The following is a 23,382-nucleotide window of genomic DNA, read 5'->3' as shown; positions in this document are numbered from 1 at the left end:
GATGGGAAACGGGTCGGTCAGGGAACGGTCAGGACAAGACGCGGTTTCGTTCGTCCGCCCGGAAGAGGAGGTGCTCGGTGTTGCGATTGAGTTCCTCGATGTTCGGTATGCCGGACAGGACGAAACGCTGGAAACCCTGCTCGGACAGTCCGACGATCCGTTGCGCGACATCGTCGTACGAGCCGACCAGACCGATCGGGTGCCGGTGGCCGATCCGATCGAATCCGGCGAACGTGAGGTCGTCGACCCAGAGATCCTCCGCGCGGATGTCGGCGTCCGCGCCGTAGGCGTCACGCCATTGACGGCGCAGGCGTTGCACCGCCTCGTCTTTCGTCGCGCGTGCGATCACCGGTAGGTAGAGGCCCGCCTCGACGGTCCGTCCGAGTGCGGCCGCCCGTTCGGAGAGCGGTCCGATCGCGGGTGCCGCGCCGGTCGAGGACAACTCGAACAGATGGATGTCGCCGTGCCTGGCCGACAGCGCGAGCGCGTCGTCGCTCTCCCCGGTCAGGCGGACGGTCGGGAATCGATGGCCGTGCACCGACCGGTCGAGCCCGCCGTCGATGACCTCGTAGAACTCGCCCGCGTGGTTGAACTCGCCACCGTCGAAACCACCCTGGCGGGCTCCGGCCCCGTCCCACACCCCTTTCGCCACGGTCAGGAATTCGTCCGCCCGGCGGTAGCGCGCGGCTTCCGTCAGTCGATCTCCGCGAGCCCGGTTGTCCGCGGCGCCGGTCACCACGCGCACCTGCCACTGAAGCCGGTCGTCGGAGTTACGCTGCAGGGTCGCCGACACCTTCGCCGCGTAGACGGGTGTCCCGAAACCGGGATGGAACTCGACGGCGACGCGCGCATGTCGCGTGCGTCGCAACGCGATACCCGCCAGGATCCACGATTCCTCTCCGGCGGGGTCGTACGGGGCGATCACCGAGTCGTAGCCTGCGGTGTCGATCGCGGTGATCACCTGCTCGGTCGGATCGAACGGATCCCACCGGCCACCCGTTCGCAGGTCGGTGGCCACCGCGGATCCGGGCGTGGGCGCCCAGCCACCGCGGTGCCTCCCGACGGAGCCGACGTGCCTGCTGTCGCCGCGAGTCGGCACCTCCCATTCGAACGCGACCATCACGCTTCTCCGGAGAGCTCTGAGATGGGTGTGGCCCCACCGATCTCGGCGCGCGCACGCCGCAGCGGCTCGAAGTCGACCCAGCTCTCGATGTCGAAGTCGGCGGGCAGGAAACCATAGGTGTAGAGGAAGCGCTTCTGGACTCCCAGCAGATCCAGCCGCTCCTCGGAGAGCGATGGGTGTAACGAGGTGTGGAAGCCGTCGCCATACGCCGCCGCGACGCCTTCTGGCCCCGAGAACGTCTCCTGCGCAAGCACTTCACGGACCGTTCCGAGGTTTCCGGCCGCCCAGTCGGCCGCACGGAGGCTGGCGGCGAGGAAACCGACGACGACCTCGGGATGATCCTGCAGCAGCGACTCGTGGACGGTGATCGGCCGCGGCGTACCGTTGTTGACCCGCGACCGCCTCGACTCGGTCGAATCGAGGTCGACGAGGACCCGCAGACCGTGCTCGGCGGCGGCCTCAGCGGCCCGGGCACCCTTCACGTAGATGGCGTCGACGTCACCGTTGAGCAGTTCCGGGAAACCGGACGGCACCGATCGCAACCGAGCCGCTTCCTCGGTGCGTACGCGTGGTTCCCAGTTGCCGGCCGTCTCGACGACGATCACGTCGCCGAACGAGAGTCCGGCGAGTGCCAGCGCGGAGGCGAAGCCGTGCAACGACATCGCGCGCGGAAAGCTGCGTGCCTGGTCGACCGCCCACGCGGGAACACCGACTCGTCTACCGCGGAGCCCGGCGGCATCGTCGATGTCGGAGTCGGGTCCCACCAGAATCGACTGCGACTCGTCGATCCAGGTCAGTCCGATCAGACGTGTCGGCGAACCCGAGGCGCGGGCGACGATCGCCGGCACGTTGCCGCCTTCGCGGATCAGGCCCGACAGCTGATGATCGAAGTGGCGGGGCGCGAGTTCGGCGCCCGCGTCCTGGAGGATCGAGAATCGCAGGCCCGCAGCCGATGCCGGCTCGCCGAGCCAACCCAGGCTGTTGGCCAGACCACTGGCGGTGGGGACCGGGCACCGGGTGTACCAGACGGTGTCGGCATCGGTAGAGCCCGCCTGGGTGGTCGCGGTGTCGATGGGAGTCACGCTGTCGATGGTCATGATGTTCCTCAACTCTCGGTGTCGGGATGTATGCGGCCGACGCCGAGTTCGCGGAGGAACTCGGCGCGGTAGCGGAGCGATTCGGGGTCGGAGCGGTCACGTGGGCGGGGCAGGTCGATGTCCTCGTCGACGCCGAAGGTGCCGTGCGACAGGATGATCACGCGGTCGGCCAGCCGGACCGCCTCGTCGACATCGTGGGTCACGAGAAGCACCGCGGGCTGGTGTCGGGCCACCAGGTCGCCGACCAGGTCCTGCATCTGGAGCCGGGTGAGGGCGTCGAGTGCCGCGAACGGTTCGTCGAGCAGCAGCAGTTCCGGTTCGCGGACGAGAGCCCGGGCCAGCGCGACACGCTGCGCCTCACCGCCGGACAGAGTCGCCGGCCAGGCGTCGGCCTTGTCCGCGAGGTTGACCTCCGCCAGCGCGGCCCGACCGCGGTCCTTGGTGCTCTTGCCACCACGCTGACCGATGGTCACGTTGGCCAGCGCCCGCTTCGAGGGCACCAGCCTCGGCTCCTGGTAGACCGTCGTGCGTGCTGCGGGGACGAGGATCTCGCCGGAGTCGGGCTCTTCGAGGCCGGTCAGCAACCGCAGCAGCGTCGTCTTCCCGGTTCCCGATGGACCGAGCAGCACCACGAACTCGCCGCGCCTGATGGTCAGGTCGACCGAGTGCAGCACGGTCTTCGGTCCGAAGGTCTTGGTCACTCCGGTCAGCGAGACCGCAACCGGTTGGCCCGCACGACGTTCGCGCGCGGTGACCTGCGTCGGCTGCCGTTCGAGGAGTGGGGGCAGCGGAGCCTCCGGGCTCATCGGACGGTCACCCCCGCCCGCCACGGCATCGAGTACTTCTCGAGGATGCGGACGATCAGGTCGAAGATCAGGCCGAGGATGGCGTACAGCACCACGCACAGGATCATGTAGTCGGTGCGGTTGTACTCCTGCGCCAGACTCACCAGATAACCGATGCCCTCTCGGGTGCCGACCTGCTCGGCGGCGATGAGTCCGGTGATCGAGATCGACAGGCAGATCCGGAGTGCCATCAGGATTCCCGGCAGCGCCGCCGGGATGATCACGCCGAGGATCAGACGGCCCCCGGTGAGCCCGAAACCCTGTGCCGCCTCGATCATCTTGCGGTCGACGTTGCGGACCCCGAGGTAGCTGTAGGCGTACATCGGCGACACCGTGGCGATGGCGATCAGCAGCACCTTGAAGGTGTTGTCGATGCCGAACCAGGCGATGAACAGGGGTACCAGCGCGAGGAACGGGATGGCCCGGTTGATCTGCATCGTCGAGTCGATGAGTTCCTCACCGAGGGTGTACAGGCCGGCGAGCACCCCGAGGATCAACCCGACGCCGACGCCCAGACCGACACCGAGCGCAGCGCGCTCCAGCGACGCCAGCGCGAAGTCGACGAGCTGACCGGTGCGGTAGAGCTCGACGAACGCGTCGAACACCGCCCCGGGTGAGGCCAGCACCGACGGTGAGATCGTGCCGGTGGCGGTGCCGATCCACCAGACGGCCACGATGACCCCGGGCACCAGGAACCGCAGCGGCAGCGAGAGCCAGACGGGCCGGCTGCGTTGCTTCCGAGTCCGGGGGGTCTCCAGACCTATCCGTGACACCCGCTGCGATGCAGCGTCTCCCGCGGTGGACTTCGCGACCGTTGCCGAGGTCACTTCTGTCCGCTCTCGTACTTCTGCAACTGTGCGGGCAGATCGAAGAAGATGTCCTCGGCGGTGACCGGCTTCTGGATCACGCCGGCTTCGACGAACAGTGCCGACACCGATTCGAGGTCCTCACCGTCTTCCGCCGTGGGGTAACGCGGGGTCGACGCGTCGGCGCCGAGGGCGAGGGCGCGGGTGAGCCGGTCTCCGCTGAGCGCCCGAGGACCCGCCTTCTCGAAGACGTTCTCGTAGTCGTCGGGATTCTCCCGCTGCTGATCGGTCAACTGCTGCAACGTCTTCAGGTACACGTCGGCGACGTCTGGCCGCTCTTCGAGCACCTCGGTCCGGAAGGCGACGATGGTGTTGTCGACCGAACCGATGCTCTCCTCGGTGGCGATCTCGACCCCGCCGGCGGCCTTCGCCTCCTGGTAGGGCTGGTTGAAGGACGCCCACGCGTCGACCTGACCGGTGGAGAACGCCGACCCTGCCTCGGCCTGCTGCAGGGGCACCCGCTCGACCTTGTCGAACGGAATACCCGCCTGCTGCAACGCCTTCAGCGTGATGTACTCACCCTTGCCCGCCGGGTTGACCGCGATCCGCTTGCCGACGAGGCCGGCGACATCGGTGACCCCGGAGTCCTTGGTGACGAGGATGCCGTTCTGGTCCTTGCCGGCCGGGTCGGCCACCGCGATGATCTTGACGCCGACGTTCTTCGACAGGGCGCCGACGACCGGGCTGTAGGCACCGCCGGACACGTCGAGCTGGCCGGTGTTGAACAGCTTGAGGTTGGACGAGAAGCCCGGTGTCGAATTGACCCATTCGATCTTGGCTCCGAGCGGGGCCAGCGCCTCGTCGAAGGTCCCGTCACGTTTGCCGACGGCCAGTGGCCCGGCGTTGCCCGGATCGGTCACCTTGAGCACGTACTGGTCGCCACCGCCGGCGGCGTCGCCGTCCGAGTCGCCCGACGCACACCCGGTGGCGACGGTGAACAACGCTGCCGCTGCGACCGCGGCGGCGGCAAGGCGAAATCGTGGGGTTCCGGGCATGAAGGGCTCCTGTTCGACAGGTGGAGACCGTGTTCAGGCGAACACGAGGACTGGGCTACCGCAGACGTTATGTGGACGGGGACGCCGCGCACACCTCTGCGTTTCCATCAGTTGGAAAGCTTGACAACTTCGCCGAAGGCTGGGTCAGCCGGCGCGTAGCTCTCCCACAGATCGCGGTACGGACCCGGCCTCGACACCAGATCGGCATGGCGCCCGACCTGGACGGCCCGGCCGTCGCGCATCACGACGACCCGGTCCGCCCACGCGGCGGTGGTGAGTCGGTGCGCCACCAGAACCGTTGTGCGGCTGCGCGCGACGGCTTGCAGCGCGGCGAGCACCTGGGCTTCGGTACCCGGATCGATGTCGGAGGTCGCCTCGTCGAGGATCAGCAGGTCCGGCTCGACGAGTTCGGCGCGCGCGAGACAGATCAGTTGCTGCTGTCCCGCAGACAGTGTGGCCCGGCCCGGCCCGACCGGCGTCTGGTAGCCGAGCGGAAGGGCCGCGATGCTCTCGTGCGCGCCGACCGACCTCGCCGCGCGCTCGATCTCCGCCTGCCCGGCGTCGGGACGCCCGAACGCGATGTTGGACGCGACCGTCCCGGCGAAGAGGTAGGGATCCTGGGGCACATAGGCGATTCCCGGCCGGGTGCGCGGTGAGCGGGGATCACGCAGGTCGACGCCGCCGACTCGGACGACGCCGCGGTCGGGCGAGTAGAACCGCAACAGCAGCTTCATCACGGTGCTCTTGCCCGCGCCGGTCGTGCCGACCACGGCCGCGGTCTCGCCGTCGGGGATGGCCAGGTCCAGCCCGTCGAGCGCAGGACGACCCCGCGTCCGCGTCGTCGACGAGTAACCGAACACCACCCCGTCGAATTCGACTGCCGCGCCGCTTGGTCCGGCTGTTCCGGTCGCCTCCGGCCGCACGTCCGCGTCGGCGGATGTGTCGACAGGGGTGTCGAGGAAGCCGCGCATCCGCTGGGTGCCGACCCGAGCCTGAATCCAGAGGTCGAGCACGATCGACAACTGTTGGAGCGGGGTGAAGAACAGATCGACGTAGAGGAGCGCGGCGACCAGCACACCGGTGGTGAGCGTGCCCGCGTCCATGAGATGCGCGCCGACGATCAGGATGAGCGCCTTGGCCACCACCGCGAGCAGGTTCAGGAAGGGGAAGAACACCGAGATGTAGAGCATCGAACGGCGGCGCGCGTCGCGGTAACGTCGCGAGTGCCCGTCGAAGGCCCCCGTCGCCCACTCCTCGGCGTTGTGCGCCTGGGTGACCCGCACCCGCCCGAGGTGTTCGGAGAGCAGCGCGGTGACGGTCGCGATGCGTGAACGTGCCTGCAGGTAGGCCCGATTCGAGCCTCGGACGAAGACCCACGACCCCACCGCGAGCAACGGGATGGTGACGAGCATCGCGGCCGCAAGCCGGATGTCGAGCAGGGCCAGCACCGCCAGGATGCCGGCACACGTGCACACGTTGACGATCGCGTTGACCATGCCCTGCGTCATCAGCTGCCCGACCGCGTCCACATCGCTGGTGAGCCGGGTGACGATGCGGCCCGACTGCCGCCCGTCGAAATAGTCGATGCGCAATAGCTGCAGGTGCCCGAACAGCCGGAGCCGCAGCGCGAAGAGCACCCGCTCGAAGACCCGCGCCGCCCGCAGCGCCAGCACCCACGAGTTCAGCCAGGACACCAGCGCGATCATCAGGACGATCGCGCTGGTCACCCAGAACACGGTCGTCGCGTCCACCGAGACACCCTTGTCGATGGCGTGGCGGAAGAGGGCGGGGACGGCCAGCGTCGTCGCCGCGTCGACGATGACCAGGAGGACGCACAGCGCGACGGCCCACCAGAACGGCCGCAGGGAACCGGTCAGACCGAAGACCCTGGTGCGCGCCGACGTCGGCGGCGGACGGTCGTCGCCGGGTGCGGGCTCCTCGGTCAACGGCGGGAGCGCCAGGAGCGCCTCGCGCAGGTGCGAGTCCACCTGCTGGACCTGCTTGCCGCTCTCGTCGGCGTCGAGACCCAACCGGGCCCGGACCACCGGGTCGGCACCGGCCTCGTCGACTTCCGGCCAGCTCTCCGCACTCGGGATCGCCTGTCCTTCGTGAGGCCTGGTCGCGCCCCGGACCGCGCCGCCGGCCAGGAGCTCCGCGACGCGCGGGTCGGCGAGCACCTCCGACGGCGGACCGTCGTGCGTGATGCGACCTGCCTCGAGGACGATGACCTGGTCGGCGAGTTCGGTCGTCGCCGGCCGGCGCGCGATCAGGATCGTGGTCCGGCCGACCATCAGCCCTTCCAGGCCCGCCAACACCGTCCGCTCGGTCGTCGGGTCGAGCGCCGACGTCGTGTCGTCGAGGATCAGGACCGCCGGGTCGGCGAAGAAGGCGCGGGCGAGCGCAATCCTCTGGCGTTGACCGCCCGACAACGAGATCCCGCCCGGTCCGACCACGGTGTCGTAACCCGCGGGCAGCCGCTCGATGAACTCATCGGCCGCGGCGGCGCGGGCAGCAGCGGCGATTCCCGCGTCGTCGGCCGGGGACCCCATCGCGATGTTGTCGCGGAGGGTGCCGGAGAACAGCAGGCTCTCGTCGAACACCATCATCACCGCCGACCGCACCGACCGTGGCGACACGGCGCGCAGGTCGGTGCCGCCGATCCGCACCGTTCCCCGATCGGGATCGAACTGGCGGGCGATGAGTGCGCCGAAGGTCGTCTTGCCCGCGCCGGCCGGACCGATGATCGCGACCCGGCTGCCCGGGGCGATCGAGGTGGTCACACCACGCAGGACGGGGTGGCCGCCGAGCGCCAGGTCGACATCGGTCACCTCGATCGTCCCGCCCGGCGACGGGAGATCCGGACCGGTGGGGTCCACGGCCGGCACGGTGTCCAACAGCGCGAACACCCGGCGCGCCCCCGACCGAGCCAGCTGCATCGTCGTCACCATCGCCGCGAGCAGCCGCGCCGGAGGCGCGAATTGCAGTACGTACGAGGCGAATGCGAGGAAGACACCCACCGAGACGTGCTCGTTCATGGCCAGCCAACCGCCGACCACCAGGACGCCGAGCTGGGTGAAGACGGGGATCGCGACCATCGCCGCGCTCCAGCGCGCCGAGATCCGCGCACTGCGCAGCCGCGAGGAGAACAGGCGGGTCGCGCGGGCGCGGAACCGATCCATCCGCGTCGACTCCTGACCGAACGCCCGGATCAGTTCGACCCCGGCGATCTCCTCGTCGACCGCCGCGGCCACCTGGCCCAGCAACACCTGGTCGCCGAACGACGCGGGATACAGTTCGCGGCGGAGCCGGCGGGTGACCCAGAACAGGACCGGGACGCTGGTCGCCACGACCACGAACAGCGGCGGGGACAGCGTGAACATCACGATCAGCCCGACCGCGAGCAACGTCAGGTTGGCGACGAACAGCGGCACCTGCGAGAGGAACATCTGGATCAGGTTGAGATCCGACGTGCCCCGCGAGATGACGTCGCCCGCAGCGAGTTCCGCGCGGCGTCGCGCATCGAGCGCGTGCAGGTGACGGTGGACCGCAACCCGCAGATCGTGCTGCACGTCGACGGCGCACCGGCTGCCGATGTAGCGGCGCAGCGCGTGGGAGACGAAGCTCAGCACGCCGATGGAACACAGGATCGCGATCCAGAACGCAAGGGACTGCGTCGGGTCGAGCAGGACGTCGTCGACGATGATCTGTTGGACCAGCGGCACCAGCGCCAGCAATCCCTGCCCCACCACTGCGAGCACGAGCGCCACCGACACCCGCCCGCGGTACGGGCGGACCCACTGCCAGAGCCGTCGCAACCAGCCCGCTCCACTCTCGTCGGTCACACGTCTCCTCGTCGATCTCGCGATTGCCCTGATTGCTGAACTGCCGAGCTCGAACCGCGCTGATCCTGATCTCGACGGCTCACTCCGCGAGGAGTATCTTCCGAATAGTGGAAAGTGGCCAGGCACTGAATCAGGCCGATTTCTAATCGGGAGGCACGGAGGCGATGGCGGGTTCTGGTGTGCAGACCGTGTCGAGGGCGCTCGCCGTTCTCGGCTGTTTTCGCGGCGGGGACGAGCTCGGCGTCACGGATGTGGCACGCGCACAGGGCCTCGCCCTCAGCACGACGCACCGGCTGCTGACCGCGTTGGTCGACGCCGGGTTTCTCGAGAAGACCGCGGAGGGCAGCAGATACCGCCTCGGCGGCGCGTTGGCGCAGTACGGCCAGATCGCCTACCGCCAGCACCGGATCTACCTCACCGAACCGCACCTGGAACGGCTCGCGGCCACCACCGGCGCATCAGCCTCGGTCGCGATGCGATACGGCAACGAGGTGGTGCTGCTGGGTACCAGCCGCTGGCGCGAAGCGGAGGGGCATGCCCTCCAGGGCGTCCTGCTCCCGCTGCACGCCTCCGCACTCGGCAAGGCGCTGCTCGCCTTCTCGAATGTCGGTCAGGACGAGCTCGAACGCCTCCCTTACGGAGACGGCACCGACCGTGCCGTCCGAAACGCCGACGAGCTCGCGAAAGAACTGGCCCTCACCCGCGAGCGGGGTTATGGCTTCAACGACGAGGAGCTGAGCCCGGGCCACCGCACCATCGGGCTCCCGATCTTCCCGGCTTCCGACGACCAGGAGGTGCGCTTCGCATTGGGCATCCGTGGGGCAACCGACCTCATGAGTCCCGAACGCATCCCGTTCCTCGTCGACCTGGGCCGGTCGACCGCTCGCGACATCGGCGTCGCCCTGGCGCAGTGAGCGAAGAGGTCTAGACTCGAACGCGTGCCAGCCTTCAGCCCCCTCGAATGGCCGGTGTTCCGCCAGCTGCGGTCGGGCGACGTCTTCGGACGCGGGCCGGCGGTCACGTCGGCGAAGACACGCGGCATCGAACCGCGCACCGCCACCGCGGACCGCGTGGTCCAGAGTGTGTGCCCGTTCTGCGCGGTCGGTTGCGGACAGAAGGTGTACGTGAAGGACGAGAAGGTCGTCCAGATCGAGGGCGATCCCGACTCACCGATCTCGCGCGGCCGCCTCTGTCCCAAGGGGGCGTCGAGCGAGCAGCTGGTCAACAACCCGATGCGGCAGACCGCGATCCGCTATCGCGCCCCGTATGCGACGGAGTGGCAAGACCTCGACCGCGACGCCGCGATCGACATGATCGCCGACCGCTTCCTCGAGGCCAGGCGCCGCGGATGGCAGGACCACGACGACGAGGGCCGGTTGCTCCGGCGCACGATGGGTATCGCCTCGCTCGGTGGCGCCACCCTCGACAACGAAGAGAACTACCTGATCAAGAAGCTGTTCACCGCCGCGGGTGCGATCCAGATCGAGAACCAGGCACGTATATGACACTCCGCCACGGTCCCCGGTCTGGGGGCCTCGTTCGGACGCGGCGGCGCGACGCAATCACTGCAGGACATGGCCAACGCCGATTGCATCGTCCTCATGGGCGGCAACATGGCCGAGGCGCACCCGGTGGGTTTCCAGTGGGTGTCGGAGGCGAAAGCCAAGGGCGCGAGGGTCATCCATGTCGACCCGCGCTTCACCCGCACCTCCGCGGTGGCGGACAAGCACATCTCGATCCGGGCCGGTTCTGACGTCGTCCTGCTCGGCGCGCTGATCAACTACGCCATCACGCACGAGAAGTACTTCCGCGAGTACGTCGTCGCCTACACCAATGCGGCGACCCTGGTCTCGGAGGACTTCCGCGACACCGAGGACCTCGACGGCCTCTTCTCCGGGTTCGACGCCGAGACCGGCGAATACGACGCCTCCAGTTGGGCATACGAGGAACCGGCCGCCCAGTCCGACGACAGTGGCGGCGGCGAGGACGGCAAGGTCGAGTCGCCCGGACACCCCGACGACGGACCTCCCGTCAAGGACCGCGCCGTCGGCCACGAACACGGATCCGGCGGGCCGCCGCTCGAGCACGGTGCGACGGTGCGCGACGACTCGCTCGAACATCCGCGCAGCGTGTTCCAGATCGTCAAGCGCCACTATTCGCGCTACACCCCCGAGATGGTGCGCGACATGTGCGGGATCTCGGTACGCGACTTCGACTATCTCGCCCGGGCCGTCACCGACAACTCCGGACGCGAGCGCACCACCTGCTTCGGGTATGCGACCGGATGGACCCAGCACACCTTCGGTGCCCAGTTCATCCGTGCCGCATCGGTTCTGCAGCTCCTGCTCGGCAACATCGGTCGCCCGGGCGGCGGGATCATGGCGCTCCGCGGCCACGCGAGCATCCAGGGTTCCACGGACATCCCCACCCTGTTCAACCTGTTGCCCGGTTATCTACCGATGCCCTCGGCAGGCAAGCACGACAGCTTCGACGAGTACATCGACGCCATCACCTCGAAGGCCGAGAAGGGTTTCTGGGCCAACGCCGAGGACTACACCGTGAGTCTCCTCAAGGCGTGGTTCGGCGACGCCGCGACCGCCGAGAACGACTGGTGTTACGACCATCTGCCGCGGCTCACCGGCCCGGCGGGCACCTTCCAGACGACCGTCGACATGCTCGCCGACAAGGTCGACGGCTACTTCGTCCTCGGTCAGAACCCCGCAGTGGGTTCGGCCAACGGCCGCCAGGCGCGGATGGCGATGTCGCACCTCAAGTGGCTCGTCGTCCGCGATCTCAACATGATCGAGACGGCCACCTGGTGGAAGGACGGACCGGAGATCGAGTCCGGCGAGCTACGCACCGAAGACATCGCCACCGAGGTGTTCTTTCTGCCCGCGGCCACACACGTCGAGAAGGCCGGCTCGTTCACCCAGACCCAGCGCATGGTCCAGTGGCGTCACCAGGCCGTCGAGCCACCGGGCCAGTGCCAGAGCGAGATGGACTTCTTCTACGAGCTCGGACGGCGCATCCGCGAACGTCTCGCCGGGTCGACCGACGATCGCGACCGTCCGCTGCTGGACATCACCTGGGACTATCCCCTCGACCAGCACGGCAACCCCGATCCCGAAGCGGTGCTGTCGGAGATCAACGGCTACCACGTGACCGGCCCCGACGCAGGCAAGAACCTCACGTCCTACACCCAGATGCGACGCGACGGCTCGACCGCCGGCGGCTGCTGGATCTACACCGGCGTGTACCCGGGCTCCGACACCGACGGGCCGTCGAACTCCGCCGCCCGCCGGGTCCCGCAGGGCGGTGGCGGTGTCACCCAACACGAGTGGGGCTGGGTGTGGCCTGCGGATCGTCGAATCCTCTACAACCGCGCATCTGCCGACCCCGACGGCCGGCCGTGGAGCGAGCGCAAGCGGTATATGGAATGGGACGCCGACGCGGGTCGATGGGTCGGTCCCGACGTACCCGACTTCCCCGTCGACCTCGCACCCGACGCGCGACCCGACCCCTCGGTCGGCGGCGTCGAAGCCCTGTGCGGCGACGATCCGTTCGTCATGCAGGCCGACGGCAAGGGCTGGCTCTACGCCCCGCGCGGATTGGTCGACGGCCCGCTCCCGACGCACTACGAGCCGCAGGAATCGCCCGTGGTCAATACGCTGTATCCGCAACAGCAGTCGCCCGCGCGGGTCCTGTTCCCCCGCGTGGACAACCTCGACGCGCCGAGCGGCGATGCCCCGGGCTCCGAGGTGTATCCGTTCGTGTTCACCACGTACCGCCTCACCGAGCATCACACCGCCGGCGGCATGAGCCGGTGGTCGCCATACCTCTCGGAGCTGCAGCCGGAGATGTTCTGCGAGATCTCGTCCGAGCTGGCCGCCGAGCGCGGCCTGACCAACGAGGGCTGGGCCACGATCGTCTCGCCGCGCGGCGCGATCGAGGCACGCGTGCTGGTGACCGACCGCATGATGCCGCTGACGATCAACGGCCGGCAGGTACATCAGATCGGTCTTCCCTACCACTGGGGCGTCGGTTCCGACGCGGTGGTCAGCGGTGACGCCGCGAACGACCTCATCGGGGTCACACTGGATCCGAACGTCCAGATCCAGGAATCCAAGGTCGGTTCGTGCGACGTCGTCGCCGGCCGCCGGCCGCAGGGTCGGGCACTGCTCGACCTGGTGCGCGCCTACCAGGAGCGAGCCGGGGTCACGGTCGAGACAGACAATCAGCACATCACCGGGAAGGTGGACGAGTAGATGGGGCAGCTGTCCGGACCCTCCGACCCCAGTGTCGACGCGCACTGGGCCACGCACGAATCACGAAAAGGGTTCTTCACCGACACGTCGATCTGCATCGGCTGCAAGGCCTGCGAGGTGGCCTGCAAGGAATGGAACTCCAACCCGCGCGACGGCGACCTGGCGCTGACCGGGATGTCGTACGACAACACCGTCGCACTCGGTGCGAGCACCTGGCGGCACGTCGCCTTCATCGAACAGAACTCCGACCGCATCGCCGAGGCCCGCGAATCCGGCCGCATGCTGGTCGGTCTCGGGATGCCCGCCATGCCCGAACCCGAGGGGTCCGGTGGTGCCGATCAACCGGTCGGTACCACCCTCCCGGACACCCCCGAGTTCCGCTGGCTGATGTCGTCGGATGTGTGCAAGCACTGCACCCATGCGGGGTGCCTCGACGTCTGCCCGACCGGCGCGCTGTTCCGCACCGAGTTCGGCACCGTGGTGATCCAGGACGACGTCTGCAACGGCTGCGGGACGTGCGTCGCGGGGTGTCCGTTCGGCGTCGTCGAACGTCGCGCCGACGGCACCGCGGCGCCGACGACGCGTTCCGGCGAGCGCAAGGGTGAACAGCCCGAGGTGCCCAAACGCGGTGTCGCACAGAAGTGCACGCTCTGTTACGACCGTCTGGTCGACGACGAGACGCCCGCGTGTGCCAAGACCTGCCCGACCACGTCGATCAAGTACGGCGACCACGACGACCTCGTCGACGACGCCCACGCCCGGGTGCGGGCGCTGCACGATCAGGGCATGACCGAGGCGCGGCTGTACGGTGCCAACCCGAATGACGGTGTGGGAGGCACGGGTTCGGTGTTCTTGCTGCTCGACGAACCGGAGGTCTACGGGCTGCCGCCAGACCCGCGGGTGTGCACCGCCGACCTGCCGGCCATGTACAAACGCGCCGGCATCGCCGCGGCCGGGATGCTCGCCGCAGCTGCACTCTCGTTCCTGCGCGGTGGCCGATGACCTCGTCGGAGTTCGATTCGTTCCGCCCGCCGGAGCCGCCCCGGCGGCGCGGGCGGGGGTTCGGTCGTGGCGGTCAACGCAAGCCACGCAAGAACTTCGGGCAGGGCGACGGCAACCGTGAGATGTCGATGGTGCCCGACGCCGAATTCACCTCGTACTACGGCCATCCGGTGGTCAAACCGCCGCCCTGGGACGAGAAGGTCGCCGCCTACCTGTTCCTGGGCGGTGTCGCAGGCGGCTCCGGTGTGCTCGCCGCCGGCGCACAGCTCACGGGACGCGATGTGTTGCGCCGCAACGCCCGTCTCGGCGGACTGGGCGCGGTGGGTCTGGGCGCGATCGCACTCGTCGCCGATCTCGGCCGCCCCGACCGTTTTTACAACATGCTGCGGACGTTCAAGGTGACCTCGCCGATGAGCGTCGGCTCGTGGATCCTGTCGGCGTTCAGCGGTGCGCTCGGCGTGGCCGCGGTCGGCGAGATCGACCGGATGACCGGGGCACGTCTCCCGTTGGGGCCGCTACGTCCGGTGCTTCGCGCCGTCGAGGCCCCCGCCGGACTGGCGGCGGGTCTCGCGGGACCGCCGCTCGCGGTCTACACCGCGGTGCTGCTCTCCGACACCGCCGTGCCGACCTGGAACGCCATGCACCGCGACCTGCCGTTCGTGTTCGTCAGTTCGGCGAGCCTGGCGTCGAGCGCGCTGGCACTGGTCACCACGCCCACGCGCCAGGCGGCCCCGGCGCGCACCCTGGCCGCCATCGGCGTGATCGGCGACCTCACCGCGATGCGACTCATGGAACGCCGGATGGACCCGGTGACGACCGAACCGATGCACGACGGCACCGCCGGAAAGCTGCTGCGGTGGAGTGAGCGGCTGGCCGTGGTCGGCGGCGTCGGCGCCCTCCTCAGCAGCCGGTCCCGGCCGCTGGCCGTCGCGTCGGGACTGGCGTTGCTCGCCGCATCGGCGTGCACACGTTTCGGCGTCTTCGATGCCGGGATCGAATCCGCGAAGAACCCGCGCTACACCATCGAACCGCAAAAACGGCGCCTCGCGGCCCGTCGCGCCGCCGGAATCACCGACGACTCGATCACCACCGGACCGCCCGCGCCCTGAGTGTGGGTAGCGCTTCTGCTCCGTGAGTGCCAGGAGCGTCAGCACACCGTGATCCCGGAGCCGGCCACCGTCTCTCCGATCACCGGATAGCCCGGCACCTCACCGACCACGAGGAGCCCGCCCGATGTCTGGGCGTCGGCCAGGAACAGCAGGGCGTCGTCGGTGATCCCGGCACCGAGGGTCAGGTGCGGCCGCACCCAGTCGAGGTTGCGGCGGGTTCCGCCGGACACGAACCCGTCGCGCAGGGCCTCGGCCGCGCCGCCCACCGCGGGTACCGCGCTGCGGTCGAGCACCGCGCCGACGCCGGAGGCTCGGCACAACTTGTGCAGGTGACCGAGCAGGCCGAATCCGGTGACGTCGGTCGCCGCGCGGGCACCGGCTGCGACCGCGGCCGTCGAAGCGTCGCGATTGAGCGTCGTCATCAGGGCGATCGCCTCGTCGAACACCTCGCCGGTCTGCTTGTGCCGGTTGTTCAGCAACCCGACCCCGATCGGTTTCGTGAGGGTGATCGGCAGGCCCGCCTCGGCGGCGTCGTTGCGCAGCAACCGGTCGGGGTGGGCGACACCCGTCACCGCCATGCCGTACTTGGGTTCCGGGTCGTCGATGGTGTGCCCGCCGATGACCGGGCAGCCCGCCGACGCCCCGACGTCGAGACCCCCGCGCAGCACCTCGGTCATCAACTCCATCGGCAGGACACCTCGCGGCCAGCCGACCAGGTTGATCGCGACGACGGGGGTACCGCCCATCGCGTAGATGTCGGACAGCGCGTTCGCGGCGGCGATGCGGCCCCAGTCGTAGGGATCGTCGACGACGGGCGTGAAGAAGTCAGCGGTCGAGAGCACCGCGAGGTCGTCACGGACGCGCACGGCCGCGGCGTCGTCCCCGGCGTCGAGCCCGACGATGATGTCGTCGCCGACCTGGCCGGTCAGCCCGGCGACCGCCTGCTCGAGCTCGCCCGGCGGGATCTTGCACGCGCACCCGCCACCGTGGGCGTAGCCGGTGAGTCGGACGGGAGCATCATCACGCACAGTCACCGTGCCGAGGGTAGCCCTCACGCAATCAGACGTGTCCCCGACCGCGGATCGCTACCATCGGGCACATGAGGCAGGCAGACGGCGAGTACTTCGTCACCGCGGACGAGTTACAGGCGTTCTGGGAGTCGGGTCACGACTACTGGTACATGCGGGAGGACGGTTCCACCGACCTGTATGGCGACGAACTCGACATCACCCACGGCTGGCCCATCTTCCTGATGAAGCGGGACGAGGACTGGTTTGCGAAGTGGGACGGCGATTTTCGACGAGCGGTCGAGGATGATCTCAATCCGAAGCTGATCCGCCACTTCGAGGAGCTGATCACCCAGGGGAACTGGCCGCACCAGCAGGACTGACGGTTCTCGCCGTCGGATACGTTGGACGGCGCAGGGAGGCGTATGGGTCCTGGTGGGCTCCCCGGTCTTCAAAACCGGTGAGGTCGAGTATCTCGGTCTGGCGGGTTCGATTCCCGTCCGCCTCCGCCACCCACCGCCGGCTGAGCCGGTGACAAGCAGGGCGAGAGCCACCCACCGCCGGCTGAGCCGGTGACAAGCAGGGCGAGAGCCACCCACCGCCGGCTGAGCCGGTGACGAGCGAAGCGAGGAGCCGTGTCGAAGCCCCCCGTCACCGACCCGCGTCGCCGCATTCCTCGCACCGATGCCCTGCTGTCGCTGCCCGCCGCGATCGACGCGCGAAAGCGGCTGGGCGACGGGACGGTTCGCGACACCATCCGTGCCGCCCAGGACGCCGCGCGGCGCGGTGAACTGCCGCCCGACGAGGTCGAGCAGGCGGTCGTCGACGCACTCTCCGGTCACCGCGCGTCCTCGGCAAGCCCGGTGCTGAACGCCACCGGCGTCGTCGTGCACACCAATCTGGGTCGGGCGCCACTCTCCCCCACCGCGCTCGAAGCAGTGGTCGCAGCATCGGGCTATGTGGATGTGGAACTCGATCTTCGGACCGGGACGCGGTCGAAGCGCGGGGCGGCCACCCGCGCGGCGCTCGTGCGCGCGTGTCCCGCCGCCGGAGATGCGTTGATGGTCAACAACGGTGCCGCTGCGCTGGTGCTCGCGACGACCGCGCTGGCCGCCGGCCGGGCGGTGGTGATCAGCCGTGGCGAGATGATCGAGATCGGTGCCGGCTTCCGGCTCACCGAGCTGATCGCGTCGACCGGCGCACGGCTGCACGAGGTCGGTACGACCAACCGGACCCATGCACGCGATTACGCCGACGCCCTCGCCTCGGACGACGTCGGTGCCATCCTCAAGGTCCACCCCAGCAATTTCCGCGTGGAGGGCTTCACCAGCGACACCTCGCTGGCGGAGCTGCGCGACCTCGGCCGGGCGCACGACGTGCCCGTCGTCGCCGACATCGGCAGCGGCCTCCTGCGACCAGACCCGCTGCTGCCCGACGAGCCGGACGCGACGACGACACTGGAATCCGGTGCCGATCTGGTGATCGCGAGCGGCGACAAGCTCCTGGGCGGTCCGCAGGCCGGACTCCTCCTCGGTGATCCAACTCTCGTGCAACGGTTGGCGAAACACCCTCTGGCGCGGGCGGTTCGCGCGGACAAGCTCGCACTCGCCGCCATGGAGGCCACCGTCGGCGGGCCGCGGCCGCCGGTCTGGGAGTACCTCCATGCCGACTCCGAGAACCTTCGTGTACGCACTGAATCCCTGGCTACTGCACTCGGTTTCCCGGTCGTCGCACACGACGGGCGGGTAGGTGGCGGTGGCGCACCCGGTGTGCCGCTACCAGGGTGGGCAGTGCGACTCCCGGTCGCCGCGGCCGAACGCCTCCGCCTCGGCGATCCCGCCGTGCTGCCCCGCGTCCACGACGACGCATGTCTCGTCGACGTGCGGTGCGTCCCCGAGGCCGACGACCCGCGACTCCTCGCCGCGATCGTGCAGGCCCTGGACGAACTGTGATCCCCGAATCATGAAGTTCAGCGCATGAAGTACTGCTCATGAAATACGTGGTCGCCACCGCCGGACACGTGGACCATGGCAAGTCCACACTGGTGCGGGCTCTGACCGGCATCGAACCGGACCGGTGGGAGGAGGAACGACGCCGCGGCCTGACCATCGACCTCGGCTTCGCCTGGACGACACTGCCTTCCGGTGCCGATGTGGCTTTCGTCGACGTCCCCGGTCACGAGCGGTTCATCCCGAACATGTTGGCCGGCCTGGGACCTGCGCCGGTCGTCCTGTTCGTCGTGGCCGCCGACGAGGGGTGGCGTGCCCAGTCCGACGACCACCGCGACGCCGTCACCGCACTCGGCATCGAATCCGGACTGCTGGTCGTCACCCGCGCCGACCGGGCATCGGCCGATCGCATCCGCGAGGTGATCGACGAAGCGCGACGCCGGCTGGGCGACACCGGTCTTGCCCATGTCCCCGCGGTGGTGGTGTCCGCAATCGACCACTCCGGCATCGACGAGTTGCGCACGACCCTCGATGATGTTCTCGCGCAGTCACCTTCGCCACCGTCCTCCGGTCGTGTGCGGTTCTGGGTCGACCGGGTGTTCACCCGCACCGGGGCCGGTACGGTCGTCACGGGCACCTTGGCGTCGGGAACGATCTCGGTCGGCGACACCCTGGAACTACATACTCCCCACGGCGGCCGCCGGGTCGATGTTCGCGGATTGCAGAGCGAGGGCACGACTCTCGCGACCGCCGGTCCGGTCAGCCGGGTCGCGGTCAACCTCCGCGGTGCGGGTGTCGACGACGTCGCGCGCGGTGACGCGCTCGTGACTCCGGGCGCCTGGCACGCGTCCGCCCTCATCGACCTACGACGCGCGAGCGGCACGCCGTTCGACGAGGCCCCCGAGCACCTGATCGCCCACATCGGCACGGCCGCGGTACCGGTGCGCGTGCGACCGCTCGACCCCGATCATGGCCGACTCACGCTCGCCCACGCTCTCCCGCTGTCGAACGGAGACCGGGTGGTACTGCGTGATCCCGGGCAGCGGATCGTCGGCGGCGGCGTCGTCCTGCACCCCGATCCGCCGCCACTGACTCGCCGGGGTGACGCCGCACGTCGAGCGGCAATCCTGGCGGCCACGACCGACGGCGCGGGAGCTGCCGAGGAGGTCATGCGACGGGGCGCGGTGCGCGTCGCCGATCTCGCGCGACTCGGTCTCGTCGGCGACGCGGACTCCGCACCCCGGTCCGTCCGCGTGATCGACGGATGGTGGGTTGCCGAGGAGTCACTCGCGGCCTGGGCCGGACGACTACACACCTCCGTTCTCGAGCTGCACGAGCGGGACCCGTTGTCCGCGGGCATGTCCGCGGCGGGAGCGCCCGCACTGTTGGGTCTGCCGGACTCGGCGTTGCTGGACGCCGTCGTCGCCGAGGCGGGTCTCGCGTCTTCCGATGGCCATCTGTCGGTGCCCGGCCACATCCCCTCCCTCGGCGACGCCGAGGACGCGGTCCGCGCCTTGGAGCGACGTCTCACCGACCAACCGTTTCGTGCTCCCGAGGCCGACGACCTCAGCACACTCGGACTGGGCGCCAGGGAACTGGCCGCAGCCGAGCACACGGGACGAGTGCTCCGGTTACGCGACGGGGTCGTGCTGTTGCCGGCCGCCCCAGCCATGGCGATGCGCATCCTCGCCTCGCTCGATCAACCGTTCACCACCAGTGCCGCCCGTCAGGCGCTGGGAACCACTCGGCGCGTGGTGATCCCGCTGCTCGAGTATCTCGACTCCCGCAGGTGGACCCGCCGCATCGACGCCGGGCACCGCGAGGTCGTGCGGTGAACTCGACGCGAGGCGGCTCGACGGACTCGTCCGAGTCAGCTGTCGGACGGCGGCCCCGGCACCATGGAGTCGAACATGCGCCGAAGACAGTGCCCGAGCTCGAGATCGTCTCGTCGGAGCCACATCTCGTGTGCAGCAGATGATCCGGCGATGACCGCGTACGCCACCGCGGTCGGGTACGCGTCGTCGCCACGACCGGCGGCACGCGTCCGGACGTGGTCGGCGATGACCGTCCGCCACTGCCGATAGACGACATTCGCCTGCGCCTGCACTGCGGGCACGGTGAGAATGAGTTGCGCCCGATGACGCGCCCACCGCTCTTCGGCTCGTCCGTGATCGATCGCCGTGATGAACGCTTCGGTCACCGTCAGGTGGGGTGGCGTGTCGGTGGACGCCGCTGCGACGAGCCGGCGGAAGTGATCGAGTTCGGCCGCCGACTCGACCCACACCACGTCGGCCTTCGTCGGAAAGTAGCGAAAGAAGGTCCGGCGGCTGACTCCCGCCGCATCGGCGATGTCGCCCACACTCGTCTTCTCGAAGCCGCGCTCGAGGAACAATTCCTGTGCTCGTGCGGCGAGCTCATGCGCGCTGGTCGTGGCGGGACGGCCGCCCCGGTCGACGCGCACCTCCTCAGACCGTGCGGTTTCCATGCCCGCCATCGTGTCACCCCCGCCTGCCGCGGACGCCTGACACCGGAAAAGTCGGTTTCGGCACCGTTATGGCACGCTGTGACATATCGTCACCGGTGAGACGTGCATCACTCGTCGCACGTCGTGTCGAAGGGATCACCATGGGCAAACTCGAGGGCAAGGTCGCCTTCATCACCGGAGCCGCACGCGGTCAGGGACGCAGTCACGCGATACGCCTGGCCCAGGAGGGCGCGGACATCATCGCGGTCGATGTCTCCCAGCAGGTCGAGACCGTCCCCTACGACACCGCCCGCCCGGGGGACCTCGAGGAGACCGTGCGCGAGGTGGAGGCACTCGACCGCCGGATCATCGCCACCGAGGCCGACGTGCGTGACCTGTCCGCGCTGAAGCAGGCCGCCGACGACGGGGTGGCACAGCTCGGCCGCATCGACATCGTCCTCGCCAACGCCGGTATCAGCACCATGGCGCCCACTCTCGAGATGGACGAGACCATGTGGCAGACCATGATCGACATCAACCTGACCGGAGTGTGGAAGACCGTTCGCGCGGCGGCACCACACATCGTCGCCGGTGGGCGCGGCGGCTCGATCGTCCTGACCAGTTCACTCGCCGCGATGTGGGCCAACGAGAACATCGCGCACTACTCCGCGGCCAAGGCAGGACTGATCGGCATGATGCAGGTCCTCGCGAAAGAGTTGGCGCCGCAGAGTATTCGCGTAAACACGGTGCACCCGACCACGGTGGCGACCGAGATGATCCTCAACGACGCCACCTACAAACTCTTCCGTCCCGACATCGAGCAACCCACCCGAGCCGATTTCGAGGAAGCCGCCCGAGAATTGAACAGGCTGCCGGTGTCGATGGTTGAACCGGTCGACATCTCGAACGCGGTCCTCTACCTCGTCTCCGACGACGGTCGCTATGTCACCGGGACCACCCACGTCGTCGACGCCGGCGGACGACTGTAGAGGGGGCATCGACATGGGACTTCTCGACGGCAAGACCGTACTGATCACCGGCGGAGCCCGTGGCCAGGGTCGCGCGCACGCGCTCACCTCCGCCCGCGAGGGCGCGGACGTCATCCTGCTCGACATCACCCGGCAGCTCGACTCCGTCGAATATCCGCTGGCCACAGCCGATGACATGACCGAAACCGTGCGCCAGGTCGAAGCGCTCGACCGGCGGGCTCTGACCTTCGACGCCGACGTCCGCGATCAGACGCAACTCGACGACGCGGTGGCCGCGGGGATCACCGAGTTCGGCAAGATCGATGTCCTGATCGCCAACGCCGGCATCTGGACCCGCGCCCCGTTCTGGGAGATGTCCGAACAGATGTGGTCGGACATGATGGATGTCAACCTCACCGGGGTGTGGAAGTCCGCCAAAGCCGTTGCACCGCACATGATCGAGCGACAGAGCGGATCGATCGTCATCACTTCGTCGGTGAACGGACTCGAACCCGGCATGAACTACGCGCACTACGTGGCCACGAAACATGGCGTGATCGGGCTGATGAAGAACATAGCGCTGGAGCTCGCGCCGCACGGAATTCGCTGCAACTCCATCAATCCGGGCGCGATCCGTACTCCGATGACCGATCAGCAGGGCGCGTGGGACATGTTCGCCGGCCACGAGGGCGGCACCCCCGACGACCTGATCGAGGGCGGATATCACTTCCACGCACTCAAGGGGCACTCGTTCATGCCACCCGAGGTGATCGCGAACACCGCCCTGTACCTGAACTCGGACCTGGCAGCTTCTGTCACGGGCGTGACCATCCCGGTGGATGCCGGTCACCTTCTCCTCACCGGGGTCAACCAGGAACCGGTCAGGTGACCTCACTTCGGCCGATGGAGACGCATGGCCTCGCGGCGATCCGGGCACGGATCGCCGCCGAGGTCGTCGGCCGCGATCGCGAACTCGACCTCGTCCTGGCCGCGGTGGCCGCAGGCCGGGACCTGATCCTGGAAGGCCCACCGGGCACATCCAAGAGCACGCTACTGCGCTCGATCACCGCCGACTGGGGCATCCCACTCGTCCTGGTGGAGGGCAATGCCGACCTGACTCCCGGACGCCTGGTGGGGCACCACAACCCGGCGCGGGTCTTGCGCGAGGACTACTCCCCCGACAACTTCGTCGACGGCCCGCTCATCGAGGCCATGCGCGCCGGCGGGTTCCTCTATGTCGAGGAGTTCAACCGCGCGCCGGAGGACACCATCGACACTCTGCTCACCGCGATGGCCGAGCGGACCATCACCGTCCCGCGCGTCGGCACCATCGCCGCCCAGCCAAGTTTTCGCATCGTGGCGTCGATGAATCCCTTCGACAATGTCGGCACCACGCGCCTGTCGACCTCGGTCTACGATCGCATGTGCCGGCTGGTCGTCGACTATCAGGACGACGCGGCGGAGCGCGAGATCGTTTCGCGCAGGACAGAATTGTCGTCGGCGAGAGTGGTCGCGGATGCCGTCGCCGTCACCCGCGACACCCGTCGACACGACGCCGTCCGTCAGGGCAGCAGCGTACGCGGAGCGATCGACACCGCACTCCTCGCGCACCAGCTGTGCGAGATGCGCGGCACAACCGTCCCGGTCGACGACGCGGTCGAACCGCCACGCGACCTGCCGTCGGCGTACACCGCCACCTTCCTCGACGCCATGCAGGTTGCCCTGTCCGGGCGGATCCATCTCGACGACGTCGCGTTCACCACCGCCGAACAGGTGCTCGGCGAGATCTGGCAGAACCACTTCCTACTGGCGCCGGCGGCGGCCGACCCGGGTTGAAGAGCGGTCGACGC

The 23,382-nt window shown here is 68.8% G+C and carries 18 protein-coding genes and 1 tRNA gene; 11 read left to right on the top strand and 8 right to left on the bottom strand.

The window, feature by feature from the left end; translation table 11 throughout:
• Positions 1 to 28: 28 nt before the first annotated feature.
• The 6 genes from AB4Z55_RS06865 to AB4Z55_RS06840 form a co-directional block, all read right to left on the bottom strand.
• The gene (locus AB4Z55_RS06865) at positions 29 to 1,120 is read right to left on the bottom strand and encodes an LLM class flavin-dependent oxidoreductase (RefSeq protein WP_369519450.1); all 1,092 of its coding nucleotides are present in this window, start codon (positions 1,118 to 1,120) and stop codon (positions 29 to 31) included.
• A complete protein-coding gene (locus AB4Z55_RS06860; protein ID WP_369519449.1) occupies positions 1,120 to 2,220 on the bottom strand; it encodes an ABC transporter substrate-binding protein in 1,101 nt (366 codons plus the stop codon). The genes AB4Z55_RS06865 and AB4Z55_RS06860 overlap by 1 nt, the downstream gene beginning before the upstream one ends.
• Before the next feature lie 8 nt (positions 2,221 to 2,228).
• Positions 2,229 to 3,026, bottom strand: coding sequence for an ABC transporter ATP-binding protein (locus AB4Z55_RS06855; protein WP_004021295.1), 798 nt, complete (start codon positions 3,024 to 3,026; stop codon positions 2,229 to 2,231).
• A complete protein-coding gene (locus AB4Z55_RS06850; protein ID WP_354561094.1) occupies positions 3,023 to 3,892 on the bottom strand; it encodes an ABC transporter permease in 870 nt (289 codons plus the stop codon). The genes AB4Z55_RS06855 and AB4Z55_RS06850 overlap by 4 nt, the downstream gene beginning before the upstream one ends.
• Positions 3,889 to 4,926 (bottom strand): NrtA/SsuA/CpmA family ABC transporter substrate-binding protein, encoded by a 1,038-nt coding sequence (locus AB4Z55_RS06845; RefSeq protein ID WP_101819690.1) that lies wholly within the window; start codon positions 4,924 to 4,926, stop codon positions 3,889 to 3,891. The genes AB4Z55_RS06850 and AB4Z55_RS06845 overlap by 4 nt, the downstream gene beginning before the upstream one ends.
• 107 nt (positions 4,927 to 5,033) lie before the next feature.
• The gene (locus tag AB4Z55_RS06840; protein WP_369519448.1) at positions 5,034 to 8,768 is read right to left on the bottom strand and encodes an ABC transporter ATP-binding protein; all 3,735 of its coding nucleotides are present in this window, start codon (positions 8,766 to 8,768) and stop codon (positions 5,034 to 5,036) included.
• Positions 8,769 to 8,932: 164 nt separating this feature from the next.
• On the opposite strand from AB4Z55_RS06840, the gene AB4Z55_RS06835 reads away from it, so the two are divergent.
• The 4 genes from AB4Z55_RS06835 to nrfD are packed head-to-tail and all read left to right on the top strand — an operon-like array spanning position 8,933 to position 15,144.
• Positions 8,933 to 9,682 carry an IclR family transcriptional regulator gene (locus tag AB4Z55_RS06835; protein WP_369519447.1) on the top strand — a complete coding sequence of 250 codons (750 nt, stop codon included), beginning with the start codon at positions 8,933 to 8,935 and terminating at the stop codon, positions 9,680 to 9,682.
• Between the two features lie 24 nt (positions 9,683 to 9,706).
• Positions 9,707 to 13,033, top strand: coding sequence for a formate dehydrogenase (fdh, locus tag AB4Z55_RS06830; protein WP_369519446.1), 3,327 nt, complete (start codon positions 9,707 to 9,709; stop codon positions 13,031 to 13,033).
• The gene (locus tag AB4Z55_RS06825; protein ID WP_369519445.1) at positions 13,034 to 14,035 is read left to right on the top strand and encodes a 4Fe-4S dicluster domain-containing protein; all 1,002 of its coding nucleotides are present in this window, start codon (positions 13,034 to 13,036) and stop codon (positions 14,033 to 14,035) included. It abuts the gene before it with no gap.
• Positions 14,032 to 15,144 carry an NrfD/PsrC family molybdoenzyme membrane anchor subunit gene (gene nrfD / locus AB4Z55_RS06820; protein ID WP_369519444.1) on the top strand — a complete coding sequence of 371 codons (1,113 nt, stop codon included), beginning with the start codon at positions 14,032 to 14,034 and terminating at the stop codon, positions 15,142 to 15,144. The genes AB4Z55_RS06825 and nrfD overlap by 4 nt, the downstream gene beginning before the upstream one ends.
• 38 nt (positions 15,145 to 15,182) lie before the next feature.
• Here the strand turns inward: nrfD and selD are convergent, their stop codons facing one another.
• Positions 15,183 to 16,178 carry a selenide, water dikinase SelD gene (selD, locus tag AB4Z55_RS06815; protein WP_354561104.1) on the bottom strand — a complete coding sequence of 332 codons (996 nt, stop codon included), beginning with the start codon at positions 16,176 to 16,178 and terminating at the stop codon, positions 15,183 to 15,185.
• 65 nt (positions 16,179 to 16,243) lie between these two features.
• Between selD and AB4Z55_RS06810 the strand changes: the two genes are divergently transcribed.
• The 4 genes from AB4Z55_RS06810 (at position 16,244) to selB (ending at position 19,935) form a co-directional block, all read left to right on the top strand.
• Positions 16,244 to 16,534, top strand: a complete 291-nt coding sequence (locus AB4Z55_RS06810; RefSeq protein WP_369519443.1) for a hypothetical protein — start codon at positions 16,244 to 16,246, stop codon at positions 16,532 to 16,534.
• 34 nt (positions 16,535 to 16,568) lie between these two features.
• Positions 16,569 to 16,663 (top strand) — tRNA-Sec (locus tag AB4Z55_RS06805).
• Between the two features lie 123 nt (positions 16,664 to 16,786).
• Positions 16,787 to 18,103 carry an L-seryl-tRNA(Sec) selenium transferase gene (gene selA, locus AB4Z55_RS06800; protein WP_354561106.1) on the top strand — a complete coding sequence of 439 codons (1,317 nt, stop codon included), beginning with the start codon at positions 16,787 to 16,789 and terminating at the stop codon, positions 18,101 to 18,103.
• A gap of 38 nt (positions 18,104 to 18,141) precedes the next feature.
• On the top strand, positions 18,142 to 19,935 hold the full coding sequence (gene selB / locus AB4Z55_RS06795) for a selenocysteine-specific translation elongation factor (protein WP_369519442.1): 1,794 nt from the start codon (positions 18,142 to 18,144) through the stop codon (positions 19,933 to 19,935).
• 35 nt (positions 19,936 to 19,970) lie between these two features.
• Here the strand turns inward: selB and AB4Z55_RS06790 are convergent, their stop codons facing one another.
• Positions 19,971 to 20,594 carry a TetR family transcriptional regulator gene (locus AB4Z55_RS06790; RefSeq protein ID WP_369519441.1) on the bottom strand — a complete coding sequence of 208 codons (624 nt, stop codon included), beginning with the start codon at positions 20,592 to 20,594 and terminating at the stop codon, positions 19,971 to 19,973.
• 131 nt (positions 20,595 to 20,725) lie between these two features.
• Between AB4Z55_RS06790 and AB4Z55_RS06785 the strand changes: the two genes are divergently transcribed.
• Genes AB4Z55_RS06785 through AB4Z55_RS06775 form a run of 3 tightly spaced genes read left to right on the top strand, consistent with a single transcriptional unit; the run spans position 20,726 to position 23,368 of the window.
• Positions 20,726 to 21,553 carry a mycofactocin-coupled SDR family oxidoreductase gene (locus AB4Z55_RS06785; RefSeq protein WP_004021919.1) on the top strand — a complete coding sequence of 276 codons (828 nt, stop codon included), beginning with the start codon at positions 20,726 to 20,728 and terminating at the stop codon, positions 21,551 to 21,553.
• Positions 21,554 to 21,566: 13 nt separating this feature from the next.
• Positions 21,567 to 22,421 (top strand): mycofactocin-coupled SDR family oxidoreductase, encoded by an 855-nt coding sequence (locus tag AB4Z55_RS06780; protein WP_239401628.1) that lies wholly within the window; start codon positions 21,567 to 21,569, stop codon positions 22,419 to 22,421.
• A 14-nt stretch (positions 22,422 to 22,435) separates the two neighbouring features.
• Positions 22,436 to 23,368 (top strand): AAA family ATPase, encoded by a 933-nt coding sequence (locus tag AB4Z55_RS06775; RefSeq protein ID WP_369519440.1) that lies wholly within the window; start codon positions 22,436 to 22,438, stop codon positions 23,366 to 23,368.
• Positions 23,369 to 23,382 lie beyond the last annotated feature (14 nt).

Source organism: Gordonia sp. ABKF26, from assembly GCF_041103195.1.
GTDB lineage: Bacteria > Actinomycetota > Actinomycetes > Mycobacteriales > Mycobacteriaceae > Gordonia > Gordonia terrae.
The sequence above is the reverse complement of the archived record's forward strand: the minus strand, read 5'-3'. Positions and strand labels throughout refer to the sequence as shown.